The 21,560-nt window shown below is 40.3% G+C and carries 17 protein-coding genes, 11 tRNA genes and 1 pseudogene; 6 read left to right on the plus strand and 23 right to left on the minus strand.

Annotated elements, in window-relative coordinates; all coding sequences use genetic code 11:
• The first annotated feature begins 101 nt into the window (after positions 1 to 101).
• Entirely contained in the window at positions 102 to 1,130 is a 1,029-nt protein-coding gene (locus tag ACGHEH_RS02100) for a DUF3549 family protein (protein WP_390441430.1), read from the plus strand.
• Entirely contained in the window at positions 1,130 to 1,432 is a 303-nt protein-coding gene (locus tag ACGHEH_RS02105; protein WP_130257139.1) for a DUF3301 domain-containing protein, read from the plus strand. Before ACGHEH_RS02100 ends, ACGHEH_RS02105 begins: the two co-directional genes overlap by 1 nt.
• Before the next feature lie 1,755 nt (positions 1,433 to 3,187).
• On the opposite strand, the gene ACGHEH_RS02110 is transcribed toward ACGHEH_RS02105, so the two are convergent.
• Positions 3,188 to 3,838, minus strand: a complete 651-nt coding sequence (locus ACGHEH_RS02110) for a GNAT family N-acetyltransferase (protein ID WP_390441432.1) — start codon at positions 3,836 to 3,838, stop codon at positions 3,188 to 3,190.
• A gap of 246 nt (positions 3,839 to 4,084) precedes the next feature.
• Here ACGHEH_RS02110 and ACGHEH_RS02115 point away from each other — a divergent pair, with 246 nt between their 5' ends.
• Both ACGHEH_RS02115 and ACGHEH_RS02120 read left to right on the plus strand, forming a co-directional pair.
• Positions 4,085 to 4,348, plus strand: a complete 264-nt coding sequence (locus ACGHEH_RS02115; protein WP_390441433.1) for a hypothetical protein — start codon at positions 4,085 to 4,087, stop codon at positions 4,346 to 4,348.
• 2 nt (positions 4,349 to 4,350) lie between these two features.
• Positions 4,351 to 5,124: a Zn-ribbon-containing protein gene (locus ACGHEH_RS02120; protein WP_390441435.1), complete on the plus strand. Its 774-nt coding sequence runs from the start codon at positions 4,351 to 4,353 to the stop codon at positions 5,122 to 5,124.
• A gap of 95 nt (positions 5,125 to 5,219) precedes the next feature.
• Here ACGHEH_RS02120 and ACGHEH_RS02125 read toward each other — a convergent pair whose 3' ends face one another.
• From ACGHEH_RS02125 to syd, 7 genes and pseudogenes are all read right to left on the minus strand, one after another.
• Entirely contained in the window at positions 5,220 to 7,688 is a 2,469-nt protein-coding gene (locus tag ACGHEH_RS02125; RefSeq protein WP_390441438.1) for a hypothetical protein, read from the minus strand.
• Between the two features lie 41 nt (positions 7,689 to 7,729).
• Positions 7,730 to 8,233, minus strand: coding sequence for a hypothetical protein (locus ACGHEH_RS02130; protein WP_390441440.1), 504 nt, complete (start codon positions 8,231 to 8,233; stop codon positions 7,730 to 7,732).
• A gap of 19 nt (positions 8,234 to 8,252) precedes the next feature.
• On the minus strand, positions 8,253 to 8,621 hold the full coding sequence (locus ACGHEH_RS02135) for a hypothetical protein (protein ID WP_390441442.1): 369 nt from the start codon (positions 8,619 to 8,621) through the stop codon (positions 8,253 to 8,255).
• A 138-nt stretch (positions 8,622 to 8,759) separates the two neighbouring features.
• Positions 8,760 to 9,533, minus strand: coding sequence for a hypothetical protein (locus ACGHEH_RS02140; RefSeq protein WP_390441444.1), 774 nt, complete (start codon positions 9,531 to 9,533; stop codon positions 8,760 to 8,762).
• A 97-nt stretch (positions 9,534 to 9,630) separates the two neighbouring features.
• A pseudogene (locus ACGHEH_RS02145) lies at positions 9,631 to 9,852 on the minus strand (SecY-interacting protein Syd); the annotation flags it as partial.
• Between the two features lie 222 nt (positions 9,853 to 10,074).
• On the minus strand, positions 10,075 to 10,629 hold the full coding sequence (locus tag ACGHEH_RS02150) for a hypothetical protein (protein ID WP_390441446.1): 555 nt from the start codon (positions 10,627 to 10,629) through the stop codon (positions 10,075 to 10,077).
• Between the two features lie 119 nt (positions 10,630 to 10,748).
• A complete protein-coding gene (gene syd / locus ACGHEH_RS02155) occupies positions 10,749 to 11,288 on the minus strand; it encodes a SecY-interacting protein (protein WP_390442387.1) in 540 nt (179 codons plus the stop codon).
• 60 nt (positions 11,289 to 11,348) lie between these two features.
• Between syd and queF the strand changes: the two genes are divergently transcribed.
• Complete coding sequence (gene queF / locus ACGHEH_RS02160) at positions 11,349 to 12,194, plus strand: NADPH-dependent 7-cyano-7-deazaguanine reductase QueF (protein ID WP_390441448.1); 846 nt, start codon at positions 11,349 to 11,351, stop codon at positions 12,192 to 12,194.
• A gap of 209 nt (positions 12,195 to 12,403) precedes the next feature.
• On the opposite strand, the gene ACGHEH_RS02165 is transcribed toward queF, so the two are convergent.
• From ACGHEH_RS02165 to ACGHEH_RS02180, 4 genes are read right to left on the minus strand one after another with little or no spacing between them, the layout of a single operon-like run.
• The gene (locus ACGHEH_RS02165; RefSeq protein ID WP_390441450.1) at positions 12,404 to 13,291 is read right to left on the minus strand and encodes a peptidylprolyl isomerase; all 888 of its coding nucleotides are present in this window, start codon (positions 13,289 to 13,291) and stop codon (positions 12,404 to 12,406) included.
• Positions 13,292 to 13,295: 4 nt separating this feature from the next.
• Positions 13,296 to 14,126 carry a substrate-binding periplasmic protein gene (locus ACGHEH_RS02170; protein ID WP_390441452.1) on the minus strand — a complete coding sequence of 277 codons (831 nt, stop codon included), beginning with the start codon at positions 14,124 to 14,126 and terminating at the stop codon, positions 13,296 to 13,298.
• On the minus strand, positions 14,123 to 17,875 hold the full coding sequence (locus tag ACGHEH_RS02175) for a translocation/assembly module TamB domain-containing protein (protein WP_390441454.1): 3,753 nt from the start codon (positions 17,873 to 17,875) through the stop codon (positions 14,123 to 14,125). The genes ACGHEH_RS02170 and ACGHEH_RS02175 overlap by 4 nt, the downstream gene beginning before the upstream one ends.
• A complete protein-coding gene (locus ACGHEH_RS02180; protein WP_390441456.1) occupies positions 17,875 to 19,596 on the minus strand; it encodes an autotransporter assembly complex family protein in 1,722 nt (573 codons plus the stop codon). Before ACGHEH_RS02180 ends, ACGHEH_RS02175 begins: the two co-directional genes overlap by 1 nt.
• 138 nt (positions 19,597 to 19,734) lie before the next feature.
• Between ACGHEH_RS02180 and ACGHEH_RS02185 the strand changes: the two genes are divergently transcribed.
• Entirely contained in the window at positions 19,735 to 20,067 is a 333-nt protein-coding gene (locus ACGHEH_RS02185) for a ribonuclease E inhibitor RraB (RefSeq protein ID WP_349286423.1), read from the plus strand.
• Between the two features lie 136 nt (positions 20,068 to 20,203).
• Here ACGHEH_RS02185 and ACGHEH_RS02190 read toward each other — a convergent pair.
• From ACGHEH_RS02190 to ACGHEH_RS02240, 11 genes are all read right to left on the minus strand, one after another.
• A tRNA-Leu gene (locus ACGHEH_RS02190) sits at positions 20,204 to 20,290 on the minus strand.
• Positions 20,291 to 20,330: 40 nt separating this feature from the next.
• Positions 20,331 to 20,404, minus strand: a tRNA-Cys gene (locus ACGHEH_RS02195).
• 18 nt (positions 20,405 to 20,422) lie between these two features.
• Positions 20,423 to 20,498, minus strand: a tRNA-Gly gene (locus ACGHEH_RS02200).
• 28 nt (positions 20,499 to 20,526) lie between these two features.
• A tRNA-Gly gene (locus ACGHEH_RS02205) sits at positions 20,527 to 20,602 on the minus strand.
• Between the two features lie 33 nt (positions 20,603 to 20,635).
• Positions 20,636 to 20,711, minus strand: a tRNA-Gly gene (locus ACGHEH_RS02210).
• Positions 20,712 to 20,742: 31 nt separating this feature from the next.
• Positions 20,743 to 20,818 (minus strand) — tRNA-Gly (locus ACGHEH_RS02215).
• A gap of 22 nt (positions 20,819 to 20,840) precedes the next feature.
• A tRNA-Leu gene (locus tag ACGHEH_RS02220) sits at positions 20,841 to 20,927 on the minus strand.
• A gap of 31 nt (positions 20,928 to 20,958) precedes the next feature.
• A tRNA-Gly gene (locus ACGHEH_RS02225) sits at positions 20,959 to 21,034 on the minus strand.
• Positions 21,035 to 21,132: 98 nt separating this feature from the next.
• Positions 21,133 to 21,219: transfer RNA gene (locus ACGHEH_RS02230), tRNA-Leu, on the minus strand.
• A gap of 34 nt (positions 21,220 to 21,253) precedes the next feature.
• Positions 21,254 to 21,327, minus strand: a tRNA-Cys gene (locus ACGHEH_RS02235).
• Between the two features lie 14 nt (positions 21,328 to 21,341).
• Positions 21,342 to 21,417, minus strand: a tRNA-Gly gene (locus ACGHEH_RS02240).
• Positions 21,418 to 21,560 lie beyond the last annotated feature (143 nt).

Raw genomic sequence — 21,560 nt, forward strand, 5'->3', positions numbered from 1 at the left:
ATAGCTCAGCTAACTTCTTTACAGTAGCTTTACAGCTTCGCTTATCAAGTACCGAGAAAATCCGTATAATTCGGCTAATTTAAAATTTGCATGAGCGAACTATGACTGCGCACATTTCTACTTTAGGTGATCTTCTTAACACAGCTGGCACTCAGTGGCGTGTTTATGACATGGGTCGAAAAATCACTAAAATTGACAAAGCCCTATTCAATCAACTTGAAAACGGTCAGGTACCTTACCCTTACCCGCTTGCTGGTCATGCCCTGATAGCCATTCAATTTTGGGATAACCAAGCCACTGCTGATCCGTATGTGTGGTTTTTAAAAATGCCACTTGATGAACAAAGTAAGTTAGTGCTTGCAAGTCGTGACCACTTCGCAAATATGGTACTTGAAGCATTAGGCACTGAGTTAACGGGCGAGCAAGCCGATGGCAAACTAGACAACAACCCGTATGTATTTACACCTAATGCCAATAAACTTGCCGCGTTCAATGCATTACTAAAAACGGAATTAAAGCGCCCTGCGTCTCAGTATTATGAATTTACCGAGCAATTTTTTGCTGGCAACTTAACTGACGATGCATGGCAAAGTATTGCAGTACAGGGATTAGCTGATTTTGCCTTTAGACTCGACCACGGCCAAAACAGTGCAAATCTCGCTAAAGTGTGGACGAGCTTACCACAAGAGGTGCAGCAGCCTTTAAGTGCGATGCTAGAACATGTTGAAATTAACACGCAACTTGCTGAGTTATTCTTTGCACAGTTCGAAAAAGCCATCGCTGAAAATAATTTAAACCTATTAATTAACAATATGCGTGCACTTTCAGGTAGCAAAGCACAAGGGTTAAAGTCTCAGTTAGTCGAGCAAGTACTAGCAAGCGAGCTCGGCAGTCAACCAGACGTGTTGCTTACTCTAGCAGGTCGTTATTGGTTATGCTTTGAAAAACCAGAAGCCCTATTCAAACTACTTGATGCGGCAGCTAATAATGAGCAAATGCCTGAATTATTCCCAAGTATTTTTGCGGACCTAGTTGCAATTCCGTCACTTCGCCCACACGTACTAGGTATTCTTCGAGCAGAAAATCGCAGCGACACACTATCTCGTGCGATAGGTAGGTTATTCTCTTAATGGCAACTCTCTGGCTTTTTATTGTTATCGGCAGCGTTATCGGCTTTTTTTGGTATAGCCGTAAAATTGCAGAAGCCGCAAACGAACATGCACAAAGACAAGCAAAGCAATTACAAGTGCAGTTGCTCAGTGTCGCTTGTAAAAAAGTGCTACCCGGCATTTTGAAAAATGGTCGCTTGGGAATAAAAAGTCAGTTTTTGTTTGAATTTAGCTCTGACGGCGAGAGCTTATATCAAGGTTATCTATATCTTGAAAATGAAAAGCTGGTGCAAGCAGATATTCCACCGCATCGCTTGGGCTAAAAAAGACAGATTTCAGAAAAAACTAAGGCGCAACATAAGTCGCGCCTAAAGTTGACAACATCCATGAGAGCTTCCAAAGCCTATATCCTATTTTATCTTCCGCTGAATGGTTATCTTCCATCGACAACCAAAACTCCATTTAAAGTCCTATACACGTCCTGTGTTCCTGATATCCTAAATCCACTTCGCAAAATCCTATGCGCTCCTAGTACACCCTGTACTCCATCCTCATCCTAAGTGTTGTCCTAACACCTGTAACCTTCCTAGTTTCCGCTTCACCCATCTTTGGGCTGTCCTCACACTCCTGTGTGTATCCTATCTCCATTGTGCAACTCCGTTACACCTCATCCTGAGTATCCTGTTGAGCTTCTTGCCCTAGCACTTAATCCATAACCTTGTGCTTATTCCGTTTTTCCTATCCCTTAGTCTTCCTGACATGATTAATTGTACGGTAATTTGCCGAGTGCAAAAGCGACTTACAGCAATTTATTTAATGTCATATTATTTTAAAAATAAGATATCTTATATTTTTCATGCACTTAATAATAAATCACAGCCAAAGCTAAGTGTTTAAAACACCAAAGCCCACAACCATGTAGGAAATGTCTCACAGCTAATTTTCCGATCCGTCAGGTTCAGAGATTGCTGATTTAGTTAGGACTGTTAAAGTTGCTCATTTCACCTTGCGCCAAAGTAACAGGCAACACCTTTTCCCTTTTATCACACCCTGAAAAGAATTAATTGGTGAGTAATGCGCTCGCATGGATGCGAGCCAAGCCATGCTTGTTCATGGATGTACCTTCATGGCGTGTACGTTCATATCAATTTATTCTTTGAAGGATCAAGTGTGATGAAGGGCGCCGTGGGAGTCCAGAGGGCGACCGGCGGCAGCCGCCCTTTGGTTGCCGTCGCCAACGCGACAAAGAGCCAAATTGAAGGCAGCTTTTAAACCTGTCGCGCTAAAGGACAGAGTCGAAGCTCAAAATGGCGCAATAAATAACGACTTACAAAAGCGGCTGAAATTGCTCATTTCACCTTGCGCAAAAGTAACCTTGCTTCGCAACGTGTATTTTGCACGATAAGTCGGTACGACCGAAAAGTCATTTGAGGTGAGAAACCCGACACAATTGAAAAGTTAAGAAAAGAAAAACCAAACGCCAGAAAGAACTAAGGCGCAACATATGTCGCGCCTAAAGTTGACAACATCCATGAAAGCTTCCAAAGCCTATATCCTGATTTATCTTCCGCTGAATGGTTATCTTCCATCGACAACCAAAAATCCGTTTAAAATCCTATACACGTCCTGTGTTCCTAATATCCTAAATCCACTTCGCAAACCCTATGCGCTCCTAGTACACCCTGTACTCCATCCTCATCCTAGGTGTTATCCTAACACCTTAAACCATCCTAGTTTCCGCTTCACCCATCTTTGGGCTGTCCTCACACTCCTGTGTGTATCCTATTCCTGTGTGCAACTCCGTTACACCTCATCCTGAGTATCCTGTTGAGCTTCTTGCCCTAGCACCTATCCATAACCTTGTGCTTATTCCGTTTTTCCTATCCCTTTGTCTTCCTGACATGATTAAGTTTACGGTAATTTGCCGAGTGCAAAAGCGACTTACAGCAATTTATTTATTGTCATATTATTTTAAAATTAAAATATATCTTATTTTTCAGTCACTTAAAAGAAAATCACAGAAAAAGTGAAGTGTTTAAAACACCAAAACCCACAACCATGTAGGATATATCTCACAGCTAACTTTCCGATCCGTCCGAATCTAATTTTTTGTACATCAGCTCCCCAGACACTTCGCCGAAGGTCATTTGCTCAATCACCTCATATTGGTGTTTTAAGAAGAAGGCTTTTTGTGCTGTTTGTGTAATGAATACTGCCACACCAGTTATCTCTTCTTCGGCTAGGTGAAGTTGCTCCACCCCGTTTAATAGATAATGACCAAGACCTTGCCCTTGTGCGTTAGGATGAATGGCAATTAATGATAAATAAAAGCACTCGCCATATTGCTCTAAGGCCGCTCTAATCGCTTGCTCTTTAGCAACCAATTGCTTGGTTTGAACGTACCCTGCGCTGAGCATGAGTTTTAAACGCCAATGCCAAAAACGTTGTGCAGACAAAGGTCCATTGGTCGCGATTGCACACGCAACACCAACAAGTTGTTTGTCTATAAACGCGCCTAACATGGCTTGACCACTTTGCGAAAAAGTCTGTAACTCTTCGCGAATAAGTGCGCGTAACTTTTTAGCAAAGTCGTCATCAGAGTCTGCATTTAACACTTGCTTTAATAATTCATCACTCTGATAAGCTTGAAAAAGCAGGCTTGCTGCAATGTTTATTTCTTCCGGCTCCAAATACTTTAGGCTCAGTTGATCTGCTTCTACTATTTTCATTATTGTTCCTGTTACCTAATTTTTACTAGAAAACTTCGTCAACTATAGTTGCTGAGTGTTTTTTAAGCAAAAAGACATGCTAACACTAGTCAGTAATATCTTGTCTCTCGTTGTTAACATAAGTATAGAAAGAACGAATCGATCACAGTGCATTGTGCAAAACAAACCGTTTAGCATGGTTACGAGCTCAGCTATGCGCTTTGCAGATTTATGCTAGAATGCGTTTTATTTTGTTGAGTAAAACGCATGCACCCCGCCGTTCATTCTGCTATTGCAGCCTTAATCGCTGAAAACAAAACACCCACTGTTGCTTTAACTAAATCTAAATTATCAGAGCCAGTGCCTATGCCTTTGGTTATTGCTGGGTTGACCGCCTACAAAAATGATCCAAATTGCATCAACACTCAGCCTGCAGCAGCCCCAAAAACCAAAGCCGCAGAACAAAGTCAGCTTGACCGCATTGAACAAAAACTTGACCGCTTACTCGCGCTATTAGAAAAAGATAACTAATTATGTTCGTTGTAGATTTAACTTTTGATTGTTACCAAGACACCACCCTAGATGACGCAGAGCGTGCCATTAATCGCGTGGTGAATGCCCTACGTTTTAACGGACAGATCATCGGGGATGAATTTCCGACTGTATTAAAAGACGGCTACTTTATAACCCGTGTTATGTGCCCGCTTGAAGATGCGCTCCACCCACTTAATCACAGCCCGTTTGTAAAAAAAGCCATTGAGCTTTTACAAGATGCAGGCTTGTTAGCACCGAAAGTAAAGGTGATCGGTCAGGATATTCATGCCAATGGCGCCGACTTATGCGACGCTCCGTCTTCTTATATCTTATATACCACCTATGTGCATACATGCAGCCCGCTTTATTGCGGCGATGACTTTCAGCCTGTGCCACTTTATAAAATTCCTGCCATTGCAAATGGCGATTACAAGGCTTTAATTAAGTGGCAAGAGGATTGGCAGGCATGCGATCAGATCCAGATCAACGGGGCCACGCGCTGTGAATTTGCGGCGTTAGAAGAGATCTCTAGCACCGAAAGTGATTTATTCCGCCGCGGTATGGATTTGTCTAAGCGTATTCGTTATCTCACCAAAAAACCGGTGTATTACTATTTATATCGCGTAGGCGGTGAGAGCTTGGCAGCAGAGCAAACGCGTAAATGCCCAAGCTGTGGCGGTGATTGGAAGTTAGACGAGCCTTGGTTTGGTTTATTTGATTTTCGCTGTGACAGCTGTGAACTGGTGTCGAATATCTCTTGGGATTTTCAGTAGCTCAGAATCAACAATAATAAATCACAGTTAAATGTGCAGACTCTGGATATTACTAGTGCGATATAATTGAGTGAACTAACTTTTTACTTATAAAATTAGTTCACTTGATACAAATTAATGTCTTCAAGTAATACAAACTGCTCTGTATTTGCGTTGAGTTCAATCTCTATTTGGCAAGGCTCACACTTTAAGTTTCGTTGCAGGAGATAGTCTTTCGGTATACTTAATATATATTTCCCAGGCTTGACTCCATCAAAATACAAAAATCCATCAGGCTCAGTGTAATAAGTATTAATCTTATCACCGTACTTTAGTTTTAACTCTATCGGCACTCTGCCAGCCCTTTCTAACTCTACTCCCTTTGAATTAAAAGCTTTAATTAATCCTTCTAATTCGAATTCAATATGGAAAGGAATGTCAATTGTCACATCTGAACCTGGGTGCAATGTAGTTTCTACAAAGCCGAACTCAGGCTTTAATAAATAATTGTCGTCTTCATAGTGCTCCACTTCCAATTTTAATTTACGACCTGCTGGAACATGCAATAGCCTCTTACCATTATCTAAACTTAACTCTGTAAATGGGCTCCCTTGAAGAGTTACACTCACATCGTCTAGTGTAGGTTCGTTTAAGCTATAAATTTTATCATTATTTAAATCATTAAATGCTTTGATGAGCAAAGAGCCACTATTTCTTCCGCCTTTACTGGATAATGTCTCTAAAGGTTTATTACCATAAAATGAAAAAGACATTGATAAGCCGACCTGTAAACCTTGCAGTTCTGAGTGACTGGCATTTAACGCGACCGAGGCAAATGAAAAGTTTTTTGAAACACTTAATGACGTTCTTCTCTTTCGGTTATACAACGGAATTAATTGTTGAGCAGATAGATAGAAACCTTCATACATTTTTGAGTATCCAACTGACAATTCTTCGTGTGAATAATAACTGCTAGCCTTCCTCCAAATTGCTTTGAATCGTCCCCAATTACTTGAATAACTACTCACGAAAGAATAAAGCTCTTCTCTGTCATAATCCCCATCAATCATGTCAAAATTTGCTGATAAGCTCATTTGATTAAAGTAGTAATTTACTCCAATGGATTTTGATAAAAAACTTTCATCTGACACTTCAGTTAACCCAATGGATGAGTTTAGCTGTATTTTATCGATAGCATAGTCGTAAGAAACACTGTGAACTCGCTCCTTACTTTGTTGGTTATATTTTTGTTGGCTAATGAAAGCAAATAAATGTTCAGAGTTATTACCGAAAGGCGTTCGCCACTTCATTTCATAAAACACTTTATCACTCCCGCCTAACTTTATACCCCAAGACGTTTTATCGGGTGCGGTTGAGTAATTGTAACTTGAGTAAACCACTTTTTGAGTATTATTAACCTTATGGCTAGATTCATAACCAAGCCCTAAAGTTGAGTTTTCACTCCATATATACCTAATTTCAGGGTTAAAATAACGCTCTTCTTGAGAGAATGAATATGGCTTGTAAATCAGACCTTTGCTACTGTCAAAAAACTTAATTGAAGACTGCCATGAACCTAATTCACCACGCAACTTACTGTTAGAGTCGATCAATTTTTTCTCGCGCCTTCCATCAGGGTGTTGAATGATTAGGTAGTATGAAGATTTAGAAGAAAATGTTTCAATTGGCTTGAACTTATAAAAGCCGTCCTCTCCGACAACAATCAAATCAAATAATACTTTATCTTTATAAAGTTCAATTTCACTCCCAACTTCTGCAAAGCCCTCGATTTTAAGTTGATTGTTATTCTGGGCTGACAAATCTCCAAATTGAAAACCTAACCCTCTGCCTTGAGTGTCAATTAGGTTACCTGATAAAGACTGTAAATCACCTAATTGATAACTATGTATGTTTGAAGTATTTCGTTCTAATATTGCTTGCCCATTTATGCCGCTACCTTTCGATTTATTGAAAGAAACTTTAGCCTGATGCCAAGCAAGATCTTGCGATAAATTTGAATAAATTGAATGATTAATTTGATTATCTAAAAAATTCCCTGAAATCTGAACATCAACATAAGGTACTGAAATTGCTTGATAATCAGAAGTAACCTCTAGACTATTGGCTTGCTTTCTAGCCATAAGAGAAATTATTTCTTTACGCTTTTCTCTCTGCATTTTCTCAACAGATGGATGCCTTCCTTTGGTATCAAAATTTATGAGTTGTTGTTGCTCTTTAAAGTCAGGCTCTATTCCTAAAAGCTTCAAATCACTTATTGGAATTAAAAATTCGCCTTCATTCTCCTTAATTTCAAAGTTCAATGTGTAACTCAAAGGAGCATCCCATAAACTGCCATGTAATTTATTTTCTTGTCGACTCCAACGAATATCACTTTGCATAATTAAGTTAAAAGAAAATAAAGAAATAAAGTAATTTTCGTAATCGAAAGTTATTAATTCAGCACCTTCAGGAAACAATTGACCATCAAGATATAGATCAACAAATAAGTAGTCTGCCTCAAATTCAGATGCAGAAACTGGAAAATAAGAAAGGATTAAAAAAAAGAATAAAATAAGATGTTTCATACAAAAGGCTCTTTTTTCAAGAGCCTATCTTGAAGGTGTTTTTATTGATAAGCGGCAACAAAATCATAGCTGAACGTTTTTGTACCAGGCGCATTGATAGCAATATCTTTATCTACTAACTCAATTGCTCCATTAGAGCTGACAGTGATTTCACCGTTTGTATCCAATGCCACCGTTCTAGTCACACCTGAACCAATAACAGAAAACTTCAGACCATCCTTAACTTGGTCTTCACCCGTAAATGTATAACTAATCGCTGCACGAGGTGTTCCTGAAACTGTAAAGCGTGCACTTTTACCACTCCATGCACCTGAGCAAAGGTTCTTACTTAATGAATTCGCCGGCTCAAAATCGGTTGCATTACACACATAGCCATTTCGTGAAGCTTCATTAACTAGCAGCTCATTAAAGACCATACTTTGTGATTGTGTAATCTGAAGTGGAGAACGCTCTACGTTTAAAACAACATTAACTTGATATGTGGCTGAATTAGCAGAAAAAGCAGTGAAACCAATAATTGCGAGTGCTGAAAGTTTTTTTAACATTATTATGTCCTTTAAGAGTTTATTGATATAGCGCTGTAACATACAAGCTAAAAGCATATTCACCAGAGCTTGTTGCTTGTGTATCTTGCAGCGTTATAACACCTCCAGCAAAGAATGTGCCAAAACCATCTTTTTTAATTCTAACTCTTTGTTCTAGTTTAGTTGTTTTGCTATCTATTGAAAATTTTAGACCCTGTTTATATTCATCGGCATCTAACTGAATACTAACATAAGTCTTTGGTTTTCCTGATATTTCAAACTCTGCTGAATAACCTTTCATTTTAGGACATAAAGAGCGTTTTGCGTTTCTTTTATTCTTTTTACCGTTAGCTTTACAAAATGCTCCCTCTTTCGTTGCAGCAGTCTGATAAAGAGTTGGGAATACCATAGGTGACACTATATTGACACTGACAGGTGCTATTTGCTGATTCGAAGCTTGTAAAATCGACTTTGCACGTTCAAGCCCCGAATTATTAATTGCAAGTAATGGCAATAAGTACATATAACTAATCATCTCTAATCAATCTCAAAGATGAATCACTTTTTCACTTAGTACTTCTTTACTTTCAACATCTTCAACCTGAATTTTTAATGACTTATTTTTGACACTAGCAAACTTAATAGGCACGAGTACTTCTCTACTCTTTAATTCTGGATAAAGGCTAATTTGATTGATCCTATATAACTCTTTTTCCTGTTTATCCCTTACTACCAAGTTTCCGCTTGTATGTCCTTTACCTAATCTATTTAAGTAAACTGACATATCAGAGTCTGGTAAATGGTACGAAACATCACCAACTTGCATATGAGTTACTTCATTCGTATTTTTCACAAAAATAGGAATAACAATCTTAAAATTAGCGGTAACGACTACTGCGCCCTGATCATCAATTGGCGTTTTACTTAATGATTCAACCAGTAGATGAGCTCTAAACTCTCCATCAGGAATGTTATTCTTTTTAACAAGCCTAATTTTTTGATATTGATTTGGAAGCACATCTTTTGCTATACGAGGCCCAACTCGTAAAAATTGTTTAGCAGAATATTCATAATCATCAACAACTCTCAGTCCTCCTTCTGGCGTCATAATCATGTCAATCAGAGTAACTTTGAAGCTTTGTACTACGTCTGAAGTATTGTAGATTCTGACTTCCCCTCTTCGTACATCTTGCTCTAAAACCACTCTATTTCGATCTAATTTAAAAGTATTAGCATTAGCTATTAATGATACGAAAGATAATGTTAAAAGAAGTGAACAAATTATTTTTTTCATTTTTACCAACCATAAAACAGCCATCATGATAAACGCTGCTATAATCCTTTTAATTCAGTATGATATACCTTTTTTTGGTATTATCAATGTAGTTAATACTTGGCTTGTCAAAGCATCTTTAATATTAAAACGCCACTACACTTAGAAACTCTTCTAGACTATCAGCTAAAACATGATGTGGCCTTTTGCCTACATACTCTAGCCAGACTTTACCAGTCTCTAGTTTAACGGTGATCAACAAATCATCTTGCTCAGTTAAACCGATAAACACTGTATCTGCATGTTTGAGTTTGTGTTTCATCAATACATGACCTGTAATATTTTGCTGTAAACGAACAAAGTCATCTAAATCACATAATCCTGGCCCTAATTCTTCACGAAACGGAATAACTATATAATTCAGAATTGGATATATGACCAATATGATTACTCACCATTAACTGCCTTGCTTAATCGAGAGTATAGACATGATATAAAAAGTGCCTTTAGCACCGTCGTAGTTATAAATATTCTTTTGTTGATTCATGGATTGCCACTTTTGTGGTGCAGGTGCTTTTTATTTAATGGGTTAACTCGCTACTAGGTCGCAAAAATCAATATCAAACGGATAATCTAATGACCTAACATCACCTGATTTAGGTTCTGTATAGTTAGGTAGCACTTGATTTGGAAACATCACATCCCAAACAAACTTTTTAACAAATAACTTTAAAAATACTGGGTGATAATACTTTTCAATGTATAAGTCTATTGTATCCCAGTTTTTATCATCATCTTGCATATTTATAAGGCCAAAATGCTCTAACCAAGCACAAGCAGCAACAAACTGCATACCTTCATTGGGCTGATTTTGATCTTCCCAAGCTTGTACATCTGAATTTTCATAACTATTCATTAGCCACCATGTATAGTCATCTTGTTTAAAAGCATTAACAAGGGCATCTTTAACATCACTTTTTGTAAACTTTCCTTGTTTATATTGAGAGTCAAGACGATCCAAATAATGATAAATCCCTGTTCTCAACCAGCCATATTGAAGCTCTTCGTCCTCAAAGTCCCATGAATAATCTATGAAGCAAAAAAATATATGCCCAAATACGATTGATTCTAATTCTCTTAACACCTTTACCCCTCACCAATTCTTATACGCCAAATTGTATAAAGTACCGGTTAATGAACTCAACATACATAGACGCTCTGTAAACGACATACCATGACATACTAGAGACAATCACATGAATATTAAAACTCAACCGCTTGCAAAAATACTTCTAAGCTATCAGCCAGAACATGATGTGGTCTTTTTCCGACATATTCTAACCAAACCTTGTCCGTTTCAAGTTCAATGGTGATCAACAAGTCATCTTGCTCGGTTAACCCAATAAAAACCGTATCAGATTGTTTGAGTTTGCGCTTCATCAATACATGACCTGTGATGTTTTGCTGTAAACGCACAAAGTCATCTTCATTCCACGCTTGTAATAACTCGATTTGGTGGCCTTCTACGTTGCCAATGATATTGCCCGCATAAAAGCTGCTGTAGAACTCATTCAACGCCTCGGGAAAAGTGCACTCTAACGCGTTTGCTAAATCATTTAGGCTATTTTTTGATGGCTGTGGGACGGCTTGCCACTGAATTTGTTGCTCGCTGAGCACTTCTCCAACTTCACATGGACTTGGCCAGTCAGCGTCATGATACATGCAAGGTAAAGTGCCATGTTGTTGCTGGTAGTGAGATTGAAACCTGTCGTGAAGCTCTGATAAAAGCGGCTTTATTGTCATACTGTTAACCTGTGTGCGATACGCTATAATACGCGCCATTGTAACCACTATTGGTGAAACATGACAGATTACAACAATGCACCTGAGCTGAAAGCGTCAGTATTAGGTAAAACGACTGAATACGCATCACAATACGATGCAAGTTTATTATTCCCGATTGCAAGAAAGCTAAACCGTGACCAAATCGCGGTTGATGAGCAGAACTTGCCATTTAAAGGGGAAGACACTTGGACAGGCTATGAATTATCTTGGCTAAACGCCAAAGGTAAACCACAAGTAGCCGTGGCAACGTTTGTGTTCCCATGCCAAAGCTCGCACATTATTGAGTCTAAGTCGTTCAAGCTGTATTTAAATAGTTTTAACCAAACTAAGTTTGCCAGCTTTGCAGAAGTACAAACTATTTTGACCAATGATTTAAGCAAAGCAGCACAGACTGACGTCGCAGTGACGTTATTCAAAGCTGAAGACTATGCCTGTATTCCATTCACGGCCATGCCGGGCGAGTGCATTGATGAGCTTGATATTGAGGTTGATACCTACAGCCCGCAAGAAGGCTTAATCGTGGTACAAGATGGCAATGAAGTCACTGAGACACTCCATAGCCACCTACTTAAGTCAAACTGCTTAATTACCTCTCAGCCTGATTGGGCAAGTATTGTGGTGAGTTACACGGGCAAGCCTGTGTGCAAAGAATCACTGCTTAAGTATCTTATTTCTTTTAGAGATCACAATGAGTTTCATGAGCAGTGTGTGGAGCGAATTTACTGTGACTTAATGCGTGAATTAAAGCCGAGCAAGTTAGAAGTATATGCACGCTACACAAGACGTGGCGGTTTAGACATTAACCCTTACCGCAGCAGCGAAAACGATAAGACGGCTTATCACATTCGTACAAACCGTCAGTAAATAATTAACCTGGACTCTGGATAATAAATCTATCTCCAGCGGCTACTTTTAACGCTAACATTGTTGAATTCACTTGCAATAGGCCAGCTATTGACGCGTAAATTCGCCTTGTTATCCCTAAAAGTCTCCGGCTGCAGACTTAGAAAAGCGTTACCTCTGATTATCAAGGTATTCGTAAATCTCTTAACCAAAGTTCAGGTTAATCACTTTTAATTCAGGCGTTTGGTCGGGATAGACACCGAGCAAACGTCTGTATGATTTGGCTTATCGATAAACCAGTCGCTTGGGCGGTTTTTACGAGATTCAATCAACTCTTTAAAATCTTCTGAGCTGGTATCAAACACCGTGAAAGCACTGTTATCTTCACCCGCAATATCACTTAACACACGCACTTGGCTGATTGGGTTAAACGGCTGTCCTTCTACTGGTGTACGTAATAAACGCTGAGCATGCTCCATGCCTTCTAGCACTCGACCAAATACAGTAGTGTTTTTATCAAGATAACGCTGTGGCGCTAAAGTGATATAAAACTCTGTGCCGCCACTGTCGATTTCGTTGCCGCGCGCCATCGCGAATGTGCCCGTACAGTGGGTCATCCAAGTCTTTTTGCCATCGCTATTTTGCGCCACTGCAAAGCCATTCAAAAAGCCGGTTTTATCGGCATAGCCGTCAATCGCATTGAGTGGAGTGATCTCAAGCGGGCTTTCTGTGGTTAAAAACATCTCACCCGAAATGCCTTTACTGCCTTGTGTTGGTTGCTTTTCACCGGATTGATCGCCGCCTTGTGCCACAAAGCTTTCAACAAAACGGTACACGTTTAAGCCATCATAAAAGCCTTCTCGCGCGAGTTTTTTAATATTATCAACATGCCCCGGTGCGAGTTGTGGATTAAGTTGTACGTAAACGCGGCCTGATGGTAAATCAATTCTTAACACATCGTTGTTGTTTACTTGCTGCCATACATCGGCAGATGCAGAGCTAATAATGGTACTTGGTGAGCGAACTTCAGATTTATTCGGTGCCGATTCAGTATTTTGCGTGCTGCTGCAACCTGCGAGCAAGACACAAGCAGTTAGGCCAAAAGCGCGTAAGAGCATTTGTTTATTTTCCTTGATTATTGTTATACCAGTATTTTTTTGTATGAATGGGTGCGCTGGCAGGGAGTAAAGTATTTACGAGGGTAATTTTTTGTCGTTTTTCTAACGCTAATTCTGCCAACTCGCTTTCGAAATAGTGATTAAATAAAGTGTCAAACGAACCGTCTTCGATGGCTTTATCTAAGCCAGACTTAAGCTTTTGATATAATGCTTTATTGTTTTTATTAACGAAGAAGTAAACTGCTGAAGGGTAATAGAAAACATGTGCCGGATCGATTGTTAAATCTGTCATATTAGTAATATCGTTGGCATATAGGGCATCGATAGGCAATACATCTATGCGTGAGGCTTCAAGTAATTCATAGCCTGAATTTTCTTGAGAATACTCTAAAACGTTAAAATCATTGTCTTTGAAAATAACCGTATCTGGCCAATCTGCTCTCAGGCCATACCTTAAGCCTCTGAGTTCACCATCAGTTTTTAACTTTGAAAAATAGTCTAAGCGAGACTTTTTGATTATCCCAAGACGATAACCAAGTACGCCTTTAACAATAGGGATCCTAACAGCCAAAGCTTGTTTCTCTCTCTCATCTGATGTCACAGACCAGAAGACATCAATACCATTTTTATCACCCAATAAACGGATCGCACGGTTTTGAGTCGGAATATTTTCTACAAAGTCTAGCGTGTGTATTTCTTTTTGATAGCTTAGGGTATGCTTCAACAATGCAATGACATAAGGATCAGCTCCTGCGGTTATTCGTACCGTCTCTTCAGCACAGGCCGAAAAGCAAAAACAAGTATTTAAACACAGGGCAATAATCCAAGACTTCATTCAGGATCCCAGTCAAATTGATATAGCAGGTCTATACTATCGTATAAACCACTTGTTGCTTCAATATATAATTTTGTGAAGACCCTGTAACGAATGGCAATTTCATTCATGGCTTCAAATACTCCTACGCGATAGCTTACTTGTACACTAGGTGTAATGTAGCCTGATAACTCGACCTGCGTGTCATCACCACTGCCTTTAGCGCTGACGCTGACATCTTCGATGCCGATTTTTTTACCCGCTTTATTAATAAAGCTTTCACTAAAGTTAATACTCTGCGCGAGCAGCATTTGAGACAATAAGGCATTGTTATTATTCTCACTTTTATCGAGTGGTTGACCGTTTAATAAATACGATAACGCATGAGCTTGGTCCATGGCTGGTTGTGAGAATATGTTTAAACTTGGGTTACTCGCACTTCCTGTTAATTCTATACCTGCAATAACATCATCGGCAGTTGCTTCAGGGTTACGTATTGCTTTTACATTCAAATAAGGGCGCGATAACGGTCCACTAAAACCAATCTGACCCTGTTGAATAAGTAAGTCTTGACCTAGCGCTTGATAAACGCCTTCTCGCAAGCCAAACTCACCACTGGCAAGTAAAGGAGTATCAGGGGTTTTATCTAAACTTATCTGGCCAAATACATAGCTATCAAGGCCGAATGCATACACTCTAAAATCATCTTTTAGCGCGACATCTAAATCAAGTGTATAAGTAAAAGGAAGACTCTCCTGCTCTTGAACTTGTGCGTCAACAATAACCTGATCATCAGAAACCGTAGTCACTTGTTCAGGCAGTTGCGAAATTTTAATGCGACCTTGTGGTATATCGACGTGCCCCGTTAGCGACAAATGTGTATCTTTAAACTTTAAAGATAAGCCTGGAGAGATGGAGAAGCTCATACCTTGTTGTGGGCTGACTCTTATTTCCTCGCCAGACACAACTGCTTCAGCACTTAATTGCTGTTGCCAGTCGAGCTTACCATCAAGATTCAATACACCCTTTTCATTTGTATTTAACACACCATTTAAACTGGCTGTTTGACCATTCAAACCGAGTTTTAGAGAAGAGTCGATAAAACTGACTGGCAGTGCAGCTTGTTGAATACCAAATGACGTTAAATTTATTTCCCCGATAACATTAGGGTGTTTAATATCACCCGATAAGGCCAGTTTTGAAGATAACTGCCCGTCTAAATTAATTGGTTGCGGTAAAAAGCGATTTGCTAATTCGCCAATTGGCTTTAAAGCCAGTGCATGTAGTTCAACTTTGGCAGTTGGTGAATGTAATTGATTGTCTTGCACTTGTGCAGTCACTTCACCAGACACATCCCCTAATAGCGACGAGGCGAGTTGCCAGCGCCCTAAAATAGCTTGGCTGTCACCACTAAAATTAATTTCGAGTTGTTCAATCGGAACTATGGGCTCACTTTGAACATCGCTATCGGCTTTAGAATTAGCTTCGCTGAGGGCGACAGCAACATTTTGCAAAGTCGCTTTTGCATTGACCGCATTGAGCTTTTTATCTTGCCATGACAGTGCTGAATTGATGCTGGTTTTACCATCTAGTTTAAGTTGTTCAGGCAAATAGGCTTGTAGTGATGCTAATCCAAAGTCTTGGATATTGATATAAAATTGCCCTTGCTTGCCTTTTTGCTCGCCTTGCAAGCACCAAGGTGACTGATTTAGCTCACCACATATTTTACCGGTTTGCCATTGCAGCGCACTGGCATATTGCAGCTTTGAATGATGCTTTAAACTTGTCTCAAATTGCTTATAAATAATTCGCCCTGATGCGATTTCGCCCTGCCAGATTTGAGCGTTTAAACCACCTAGAATATCTAGCTCTGCGTGCACATCTCCAAGACTTGATAACTGAGCGCGGTGTGAAGTTTGATCGCCCGTGAAACGCAACTCGATATGATTAAGTTGATGTTCTGGGACCGCGAGTAGCTCAATGGATAATAAGGTCTCTGTATGCCAATTATTGGCGAAATCAACGCTGGCATCGAGCTTACCCCCTTTGAGGCTAATGTCGTTATTTTCGAACTTTGAGATAACAGAGTTAAAGCTGATTTTAGGTTGGTGATGGTCACCTCTAATCTGTAACTCACCTTGCGCATCAACATCAAAAGGCAGCAACGCTTTCGCTTTTTGTGAGAAGTTGTTATGTGCAATTGCAAAGCGTCCAGATAAATCTAGCTCTTGTTGTAGTGAGCCCGATAACTGCAAATTACTCGAACCGAGCTGCATTTTTAGCTTATCGACTTGACCAAACAGCTGTTCGTTCAGTCTAAAACTAGCATCGAGTGCTAAAGGAAGCTCTGAAAGTTTGCCATCGACATCAACATCGGGGATATCGATTTGCCACCCCTCGGTTTTCTGCTTAGCCAACACACTCATTGAGCCGTTTAACACCGACTGCTGGTCGATAAAAAACAACGGTAATGCGTCCATCACTAAGCGTAATTGCGCGTCAACGCCTTCGGCCCACGATAGTTTACCGGTCAAATTGGCACTGCCTTCTGACGCGTTCAAACGACCAGCAAGCTCTGAAATTGCCGTTAAACTGCCTTTTCCCGACACTTTTGCACTGAGCTCTGTGAGCTCTTTTTGTTTAGCCATGATATCAAGTTTCAACTGATAATTATCGGCATTACCTTTGAGCTCAACTCGAGCCTGTTCCAACAAGGCATTATAGTCTTGTCCGCGAATTTCGTATGAAAAAGGAAGATTTGAGACCTGTGCCGATACATCAAACGGCCAGTTTGTTTGGTTAAGATTTAGATTACCTAACAAGGCAACCTGATGTTGACCTTCGGCCTTTAAATCAATATTTAAATCTGAAAATTTGCCACTTAAATGTAACCATACGAGTTCTTCTTCTGTTGTCAGCGTAGTAATTGATTTAATTGACACTAACGGCTGCTTGATTGCTTCGGCTCTCAGCTCGCCAAAACTGCGCAAAACGAACTGCTGATATTCTAAGTACAAATTTTGCCACTCAAGTTGTTGAGAGGTGATCTTTGCCGCGATATTAAAGCGTTTAATGTGTTGCGATCCTGTTGGCGTTTCGTACTCAAAAGACCCCAGAGCTAGTTGTGATACTCGAACATCGAGGCCGTCTGGCAAAACAATAACTGGCAAGGCCGCCAACTCAGTAAGCTCTTGGCTTTCTTGTTCTTTTTCTCTTTTATCAATAATATGAATGCGCTTTATTGAAGTCTCATGTAACCTTGCTGCAGCGTCGATTAATTGAGCTGATGATTTTATGTCCGATATTTGAACGTTCAAGTCGCCTTGCTGAAACTTGATATTAGCCACATTTAACTTAGCGATGGCGACATTCAAAGGTAATGCAAAGCCAGTTTCTAGCTCTTCGCTTTGCTCTGTTTTTGTTTCTACTGCAATTTCTTCAATGGCTTTATCTGTAGGCGAGTTAGCAAGTTTTACATCTATTATGTCAGCGGTTATTTCTACACACACTGTGGCACAAGTAAACCAATTGAGCTGCGGCCTAAAATTGCTCAGTGATAAATTTAGCCCTTCGCTGCGCCAAGTGATATCGAGTCTTTCACCTGCGAGTAAACGACCTTGCTCGAGTTTAATATTTAAGCCATCGACCGACTTATTCAAAACCCATAAAAGGCTTTGATGTCCAACACTGGTAAACACTAAGCAAAATAAAAAAACCAGCGTGCCTAAACCAATATTTAAAATTCTTTTTGTTATAGGGTGTAAGCGCATTAAATCTCCGGCCCAATAATAATACTTAGACGTGTGCTTTTACTTTCTTTACTGAGCCCCCAAGCGTGATCTAACCGAATAGGCCCTACAGGTGTAATATAGCGAAAACCAAAACCCGCACCCACGGCCCATGACTCTGAGAAGTCATTTGTTGCAGTGCCCGAATCAACAAATAAAGCCAGTCGCCAATTTGGCATAAATTGATAGTTATATTCTACCGAAGCCGTTGCAAGGTATTTACCACCGACAATTTTGCCCTTTTCATAAGGCGCGACAGATTGATAGGCAAAACCTCGAATACTCTGATCGCCCCCGGCAAAAAATCGTAAGTTAAATGGCACCTCGTTAATGTCGTCAGTGACAATGGCACCCGCATCTAGCCGGGCAATAAACCAATGCTTAAGTGCAAACTTTCTCAGCCATGCTTGTTCCCAGTGTGCTTTAAACAAAGTTGTGGAAGAAATTAAATCATCGCTGGCAAACTCTAACGAGATCAAGGTTTGTTGCCCCCAAGAAGGCGTGACACCACCTATCGCTTGCTTTTTAGCATAGCTAATACCTGGAATTAACATCTCTGTTTTATCGGTTTCGCCATCTTGTGTTGTGGTTTCATGCTCTCTTTTTAAGAAAGCGGTGCGTACCCAATTACTGCTAGTTAACCATTGTCGTTGCAGCTGTAAATTCCAAATTTTACTATTAACCCCCTCTGTCAATTCATCTTCGAGGGCATAACCGGATGTCACTCGCCATAAATCATCGTTAGGGTTACTCACGGGAACACTATAACTGCCTGTGACACGCTGTTGTTTCTCAGCAACAAATAAATTGCCATCAAAAAAGTGGCCATCTTCGGTGATCCAAGGCTTTGACCATTTAAATCGTGCTTTTGCCCCTATCTCGGTACTAAAACCGCCCCCCACTTCAAACGTATTGGCGGGCTTATCGACCACTTCAATGCGAATAGGCACTAGATTATTCTTGCGATTTTGTAACTGTGGATACACTTTAATGGCGCTGAAATACGGTGTCTTATTGAGTGCTAGGTTATATTCAGACAGTAAAGTTTCATCGTATAAGGTGTTTTCATCAAATGGTGCGAGTGATTGAATATATTTTTTTGCCAGACTTTGCCTGCTCACTTCAATTTTGCCGAAACGATAACGATTGCCCGAGTCTAGTTTTAGCTTAGCTGCTGCAAAGTTTTTTTGTTTATGAATTTCTAGGCGATGACTAAGCCATTTAAAATCAAAATACCCTTTCGAGATCAGGTTTGATTCAAGAACAGTTTTTGTCTGCTCATAATTGTCATGATTAACGATATCATTGGCTTTAATAGGAATGCCAGACAATACTTTTTGCAAAAATGAGTCTTTATTGGCCTCGCCTTTTATTTCAATTTGGATCGATTTCCAACGAATAGGTTCGCCAATCTCTGCATCGATTTTGAGGGTACTGCTTTGCTCTACACGTGATAAGGTAATATTTGCTTGGTAATAACCAAGCGCCTGTAAAGCTCGCTCGGTCTGAGAAAGTAATTTGTTTTCTAACGACTGTGAAAAAGGCTGATTGAGTAACGGTTTTAACGTGCCATTGATATTTTTACTCAACTCATCGGGCATTTCGCCAAATTCAATGGCCTCAACTTGCCATTGCGCCTCAGCCTGTGTTGATAAAGAAAAAGTTAAACACCAACAAATAACAACAATCGCAAACAGTTTCAAATACTTCCCTCCTAAGCAGAACCGCCAGTGTAGCATATTTCAAATCAACAATAGATGAACAATAAATCTCGCTTTAAAGCTTTTTATTTTTGCTAATTTCACCGACAATACACTCAGTTAAAAATACTGGGTAAAACTATGCAATTTCCTGATGACGATAACGGCCAATTATTAGCTGAAATGGCTGCTGAAGGCATTAATTTAAACCAAATGCACATGGTCGACTTTTTCATTTTATTTGAACAAAAAGATCAAGCTGAGTCTTTTGCTAAGGCAATTACTGAAGATGAGCTTGCGCCAAAGACCGAACTACAAAAGTGTAAAGACACAGGTGTATGGGAAGTTGTAACAACGGTTGAAATGGTGCCAGATCATCAGCTGTTAAGCCAAACTGAACAATACCTAGAAAGCATTGCCAATTCACATGAAGGCTATGGTGATGGTTGGGGCATTATGGCTGATGCCGAATAATTGATAACTTTGAATAAGTTTTAAAAGGTGCGTTAAGCGCCTTTTTTATTGTCTAAAATGCGATAGAGATTAAGTTAGAAAATTTGAAAATAATAGTTTTTATAAGAATTAAAAAGAAAAGCTTTGAGAGAATAAATGGTGCCCGGGGCCGGACTTGAACCGGCACGTCATTACTGACGAGGGATTTTAAATCCCTTGTGTCTACCAATTCCACCACCCGGGCATCGGGCTGCTTTCGCATGTGGAGAGTTATCTTTCGATAATGGAGGCGGAACCCGGAGTCGAACCGAGGTAGACGGATTTGCAATCCGCTGCATGGCCACTCTGCCATTCCGCCTAAATGTTCCAAATAAATTGGAGCGAGTAACGAGGTTCGAACTCGTGACCTCGACCTTGGCAAGGTCGCGCTCTACCAGCTGAGCTATACTCGCGTTAAATTATTTAGAGTAAATGTTAATTTGGAGCGAGTAACGAGGTTCGAACTCGTGACCTCGACCTTGGCAAGGTCGCGCTCTACCAGCTGAGCTATACTCGCGTTCCGTTTAACATTTTTAAGTTAAAGATAAGTTGGAGCGAGTAACGAGGTTCGAACTCGTGACCTCGACCTTGGCAAGGTCGCGCTCTACCAGCTGAGCTATACTCGCGTTCCATAAATCTTTAACATTAAAACCAATTTGGAGCGAGTAACGAGGTTCGAACTCGTGACCTCGACCTTGGCAAGGTCGCGCTCTACCAGCTGAGCTATACTCGCATCAAATTGATTCTAAAATCAATGGTGCCCGGGGCCGGACTTGAACCGGCACGTCATTACTGACGAGGGATTTTAAATCCCTTGTGTCTACCAATTCCACCACCCGGGCATCGGGTTTTGCGTTACATATAAAACCAATTTGGAGCGAGTAACGAGGTTCGAACTCGTGACCTCGACCTTGGCAAGGTCGCGCTCTACCAGCTGAGCTATACTCGCATTCCATGTTGCTTTTTAATCCGACTGAAAGAAATAAAGGTCGCGCCTTTACGTTTTATCAGCTGAGTTATACTCGCATCAATTGATTCTAAAACCAATGGTGCCCGGGGCCGGACTTGAACCGGCACGTCATTACTGACGAGGGATTTTAAATCCCTTGTGTCTACCAATTCCACCACCCGGGCATCGGGCTGCTTACGCATGTGGAGTGTTGAGAAATGGAGGCGGAACCCGGAGTCGAACCGAGGTAGACGGATTTGCAATCCGCTGCATGGCCACTCTGCCATTCCGCCGACGTATAAAAGATTGGAGCGAGTAACGAGGTTCGAACTCGTGACCTCGACCTTGGCAAGGTCGCGCTCTACCAGCTGAGCTATACTCGCATTCCAAAGTAAGTGATTCACTCACTTCTTTTATCGTTTTGAGGCATACTGCCCTCTCAACACGGACGCATTCTACAGATCTTTAATAATGCGTCAATATAAAAAATGAATGTTTTTAATCGTTTGCTCAATTTTTATCTAAA

It is taken from the genome of Pseudoalteromonas sp. MTN2-4, from assembly GCF_042848605.1.
Lineage (GTDB): Bacteria > Pseudomonadota > Gammaproteobacteria > Enterobacterales > Alteromonadaceae > Pseudoalteromonas.

Coding starts and splice junctions, on each gene's coding strand:
- ACGHEH_RS02105 (WP_130257139.1), top strand. CDS start 1,130: ATGGCAACTCTCTGGCTTTTTATTGTTATCGGCAGCGTTATCGGCTTT.
- ACGHEH_RS02130 (WP_390441440.1), bottom strand. CDS start 8,233: ATGTTAAAAAAACTTTCAGCACTCGCAATTATTGGTTTCACTGCTTTT.
- queF (WP_390441448.1), top strand. CDS start 11,349: ATGACAGATTACAACAATGCACCTGAGCTGAAAGCGTCAGTATTAGGT.
- ACGHEH_RS02175 (WP_390441454.1), bottom strand. CDS start 17,875: ATGCGCTTACACCCTATAACAAAAAGAATTTTAAATATTGGTTTAGGC.
- syd (WP_390442387.1), bottom strand. CDS start 11,288: ATGACAATAAAGCCGCTTTTATCAGAGCTTCACGACAGGTTTCAATCT.
- ACGHEH_RS02115 (WP_390441433.1), top strand. CDS start 4,085: ATGCACCCCGCCGTTCATTCTGCTATTGCAGCCTTAATCGCTGAAAAC.
- ACGHEH_RS02100 (WP_390441430.1), top strand. CDS start 102: ATGACTGCGCACATTTCTACTTTAGGTGATCTTCTTAACACAGCTGGC.
- ACGHEH_RS02140 (WP_390441444.1), bottom strand. CDS start 9,533: ATGATGGCTGTTTTATGGTTGGTAAAAATGAAAAAAATAATTTGTTCA.
- ACGHEH_RS02165 (WP_390441450.1), bottom strand. CDS start 13,291: ATGCTCTTACGCGCTTTTGGCCTAACTGCTTGTGTCTTGCTCGCAGGT.
- ACGHEH_RS02135 (WP_390441442.1), bottom strand. CDS start 8,621: ATGGTATTCCCAACTCTTTATCAGACTGCTGCAACGAAAGAGGGAGCA.
- ACGHEH_RS02120 (WP_390441435.1), top strand. CDS start 4,351: ATGTTCGTTGTAGATTTAACTTTTGATTGTTACCAAGACACCACCCTA.
- ACGHEH_RS02125 (WP_390441438.1), bottom strand. CDS start 7,688: ATGAAACATCTTATTTTATTCTTTTTTTTAATCCTTTCTTATTTTCCA.
- ACGHEH_RS02185 (WP_349286423.1), top strand. CDS start 19,735: ATGCAATTTCCTGATGACGATAACGGCCAATTATTAGCTGAAATGGCT.
- ACGHEH_RS02170 (WP_390441452.1), bottom strand. CDS start 14,126: ATGAAGTCTTGGATTATTGCCCTGTGTTTAAATACTTGTTTTTGCTTT.
- ACGHEH_RS02110 (WP_390441432.1), bottom strand. CDS start 3,838: ATGAAAATAGTAGAAGCAGATCAACTGAGCCTAAAGTATTTGGAGCCG.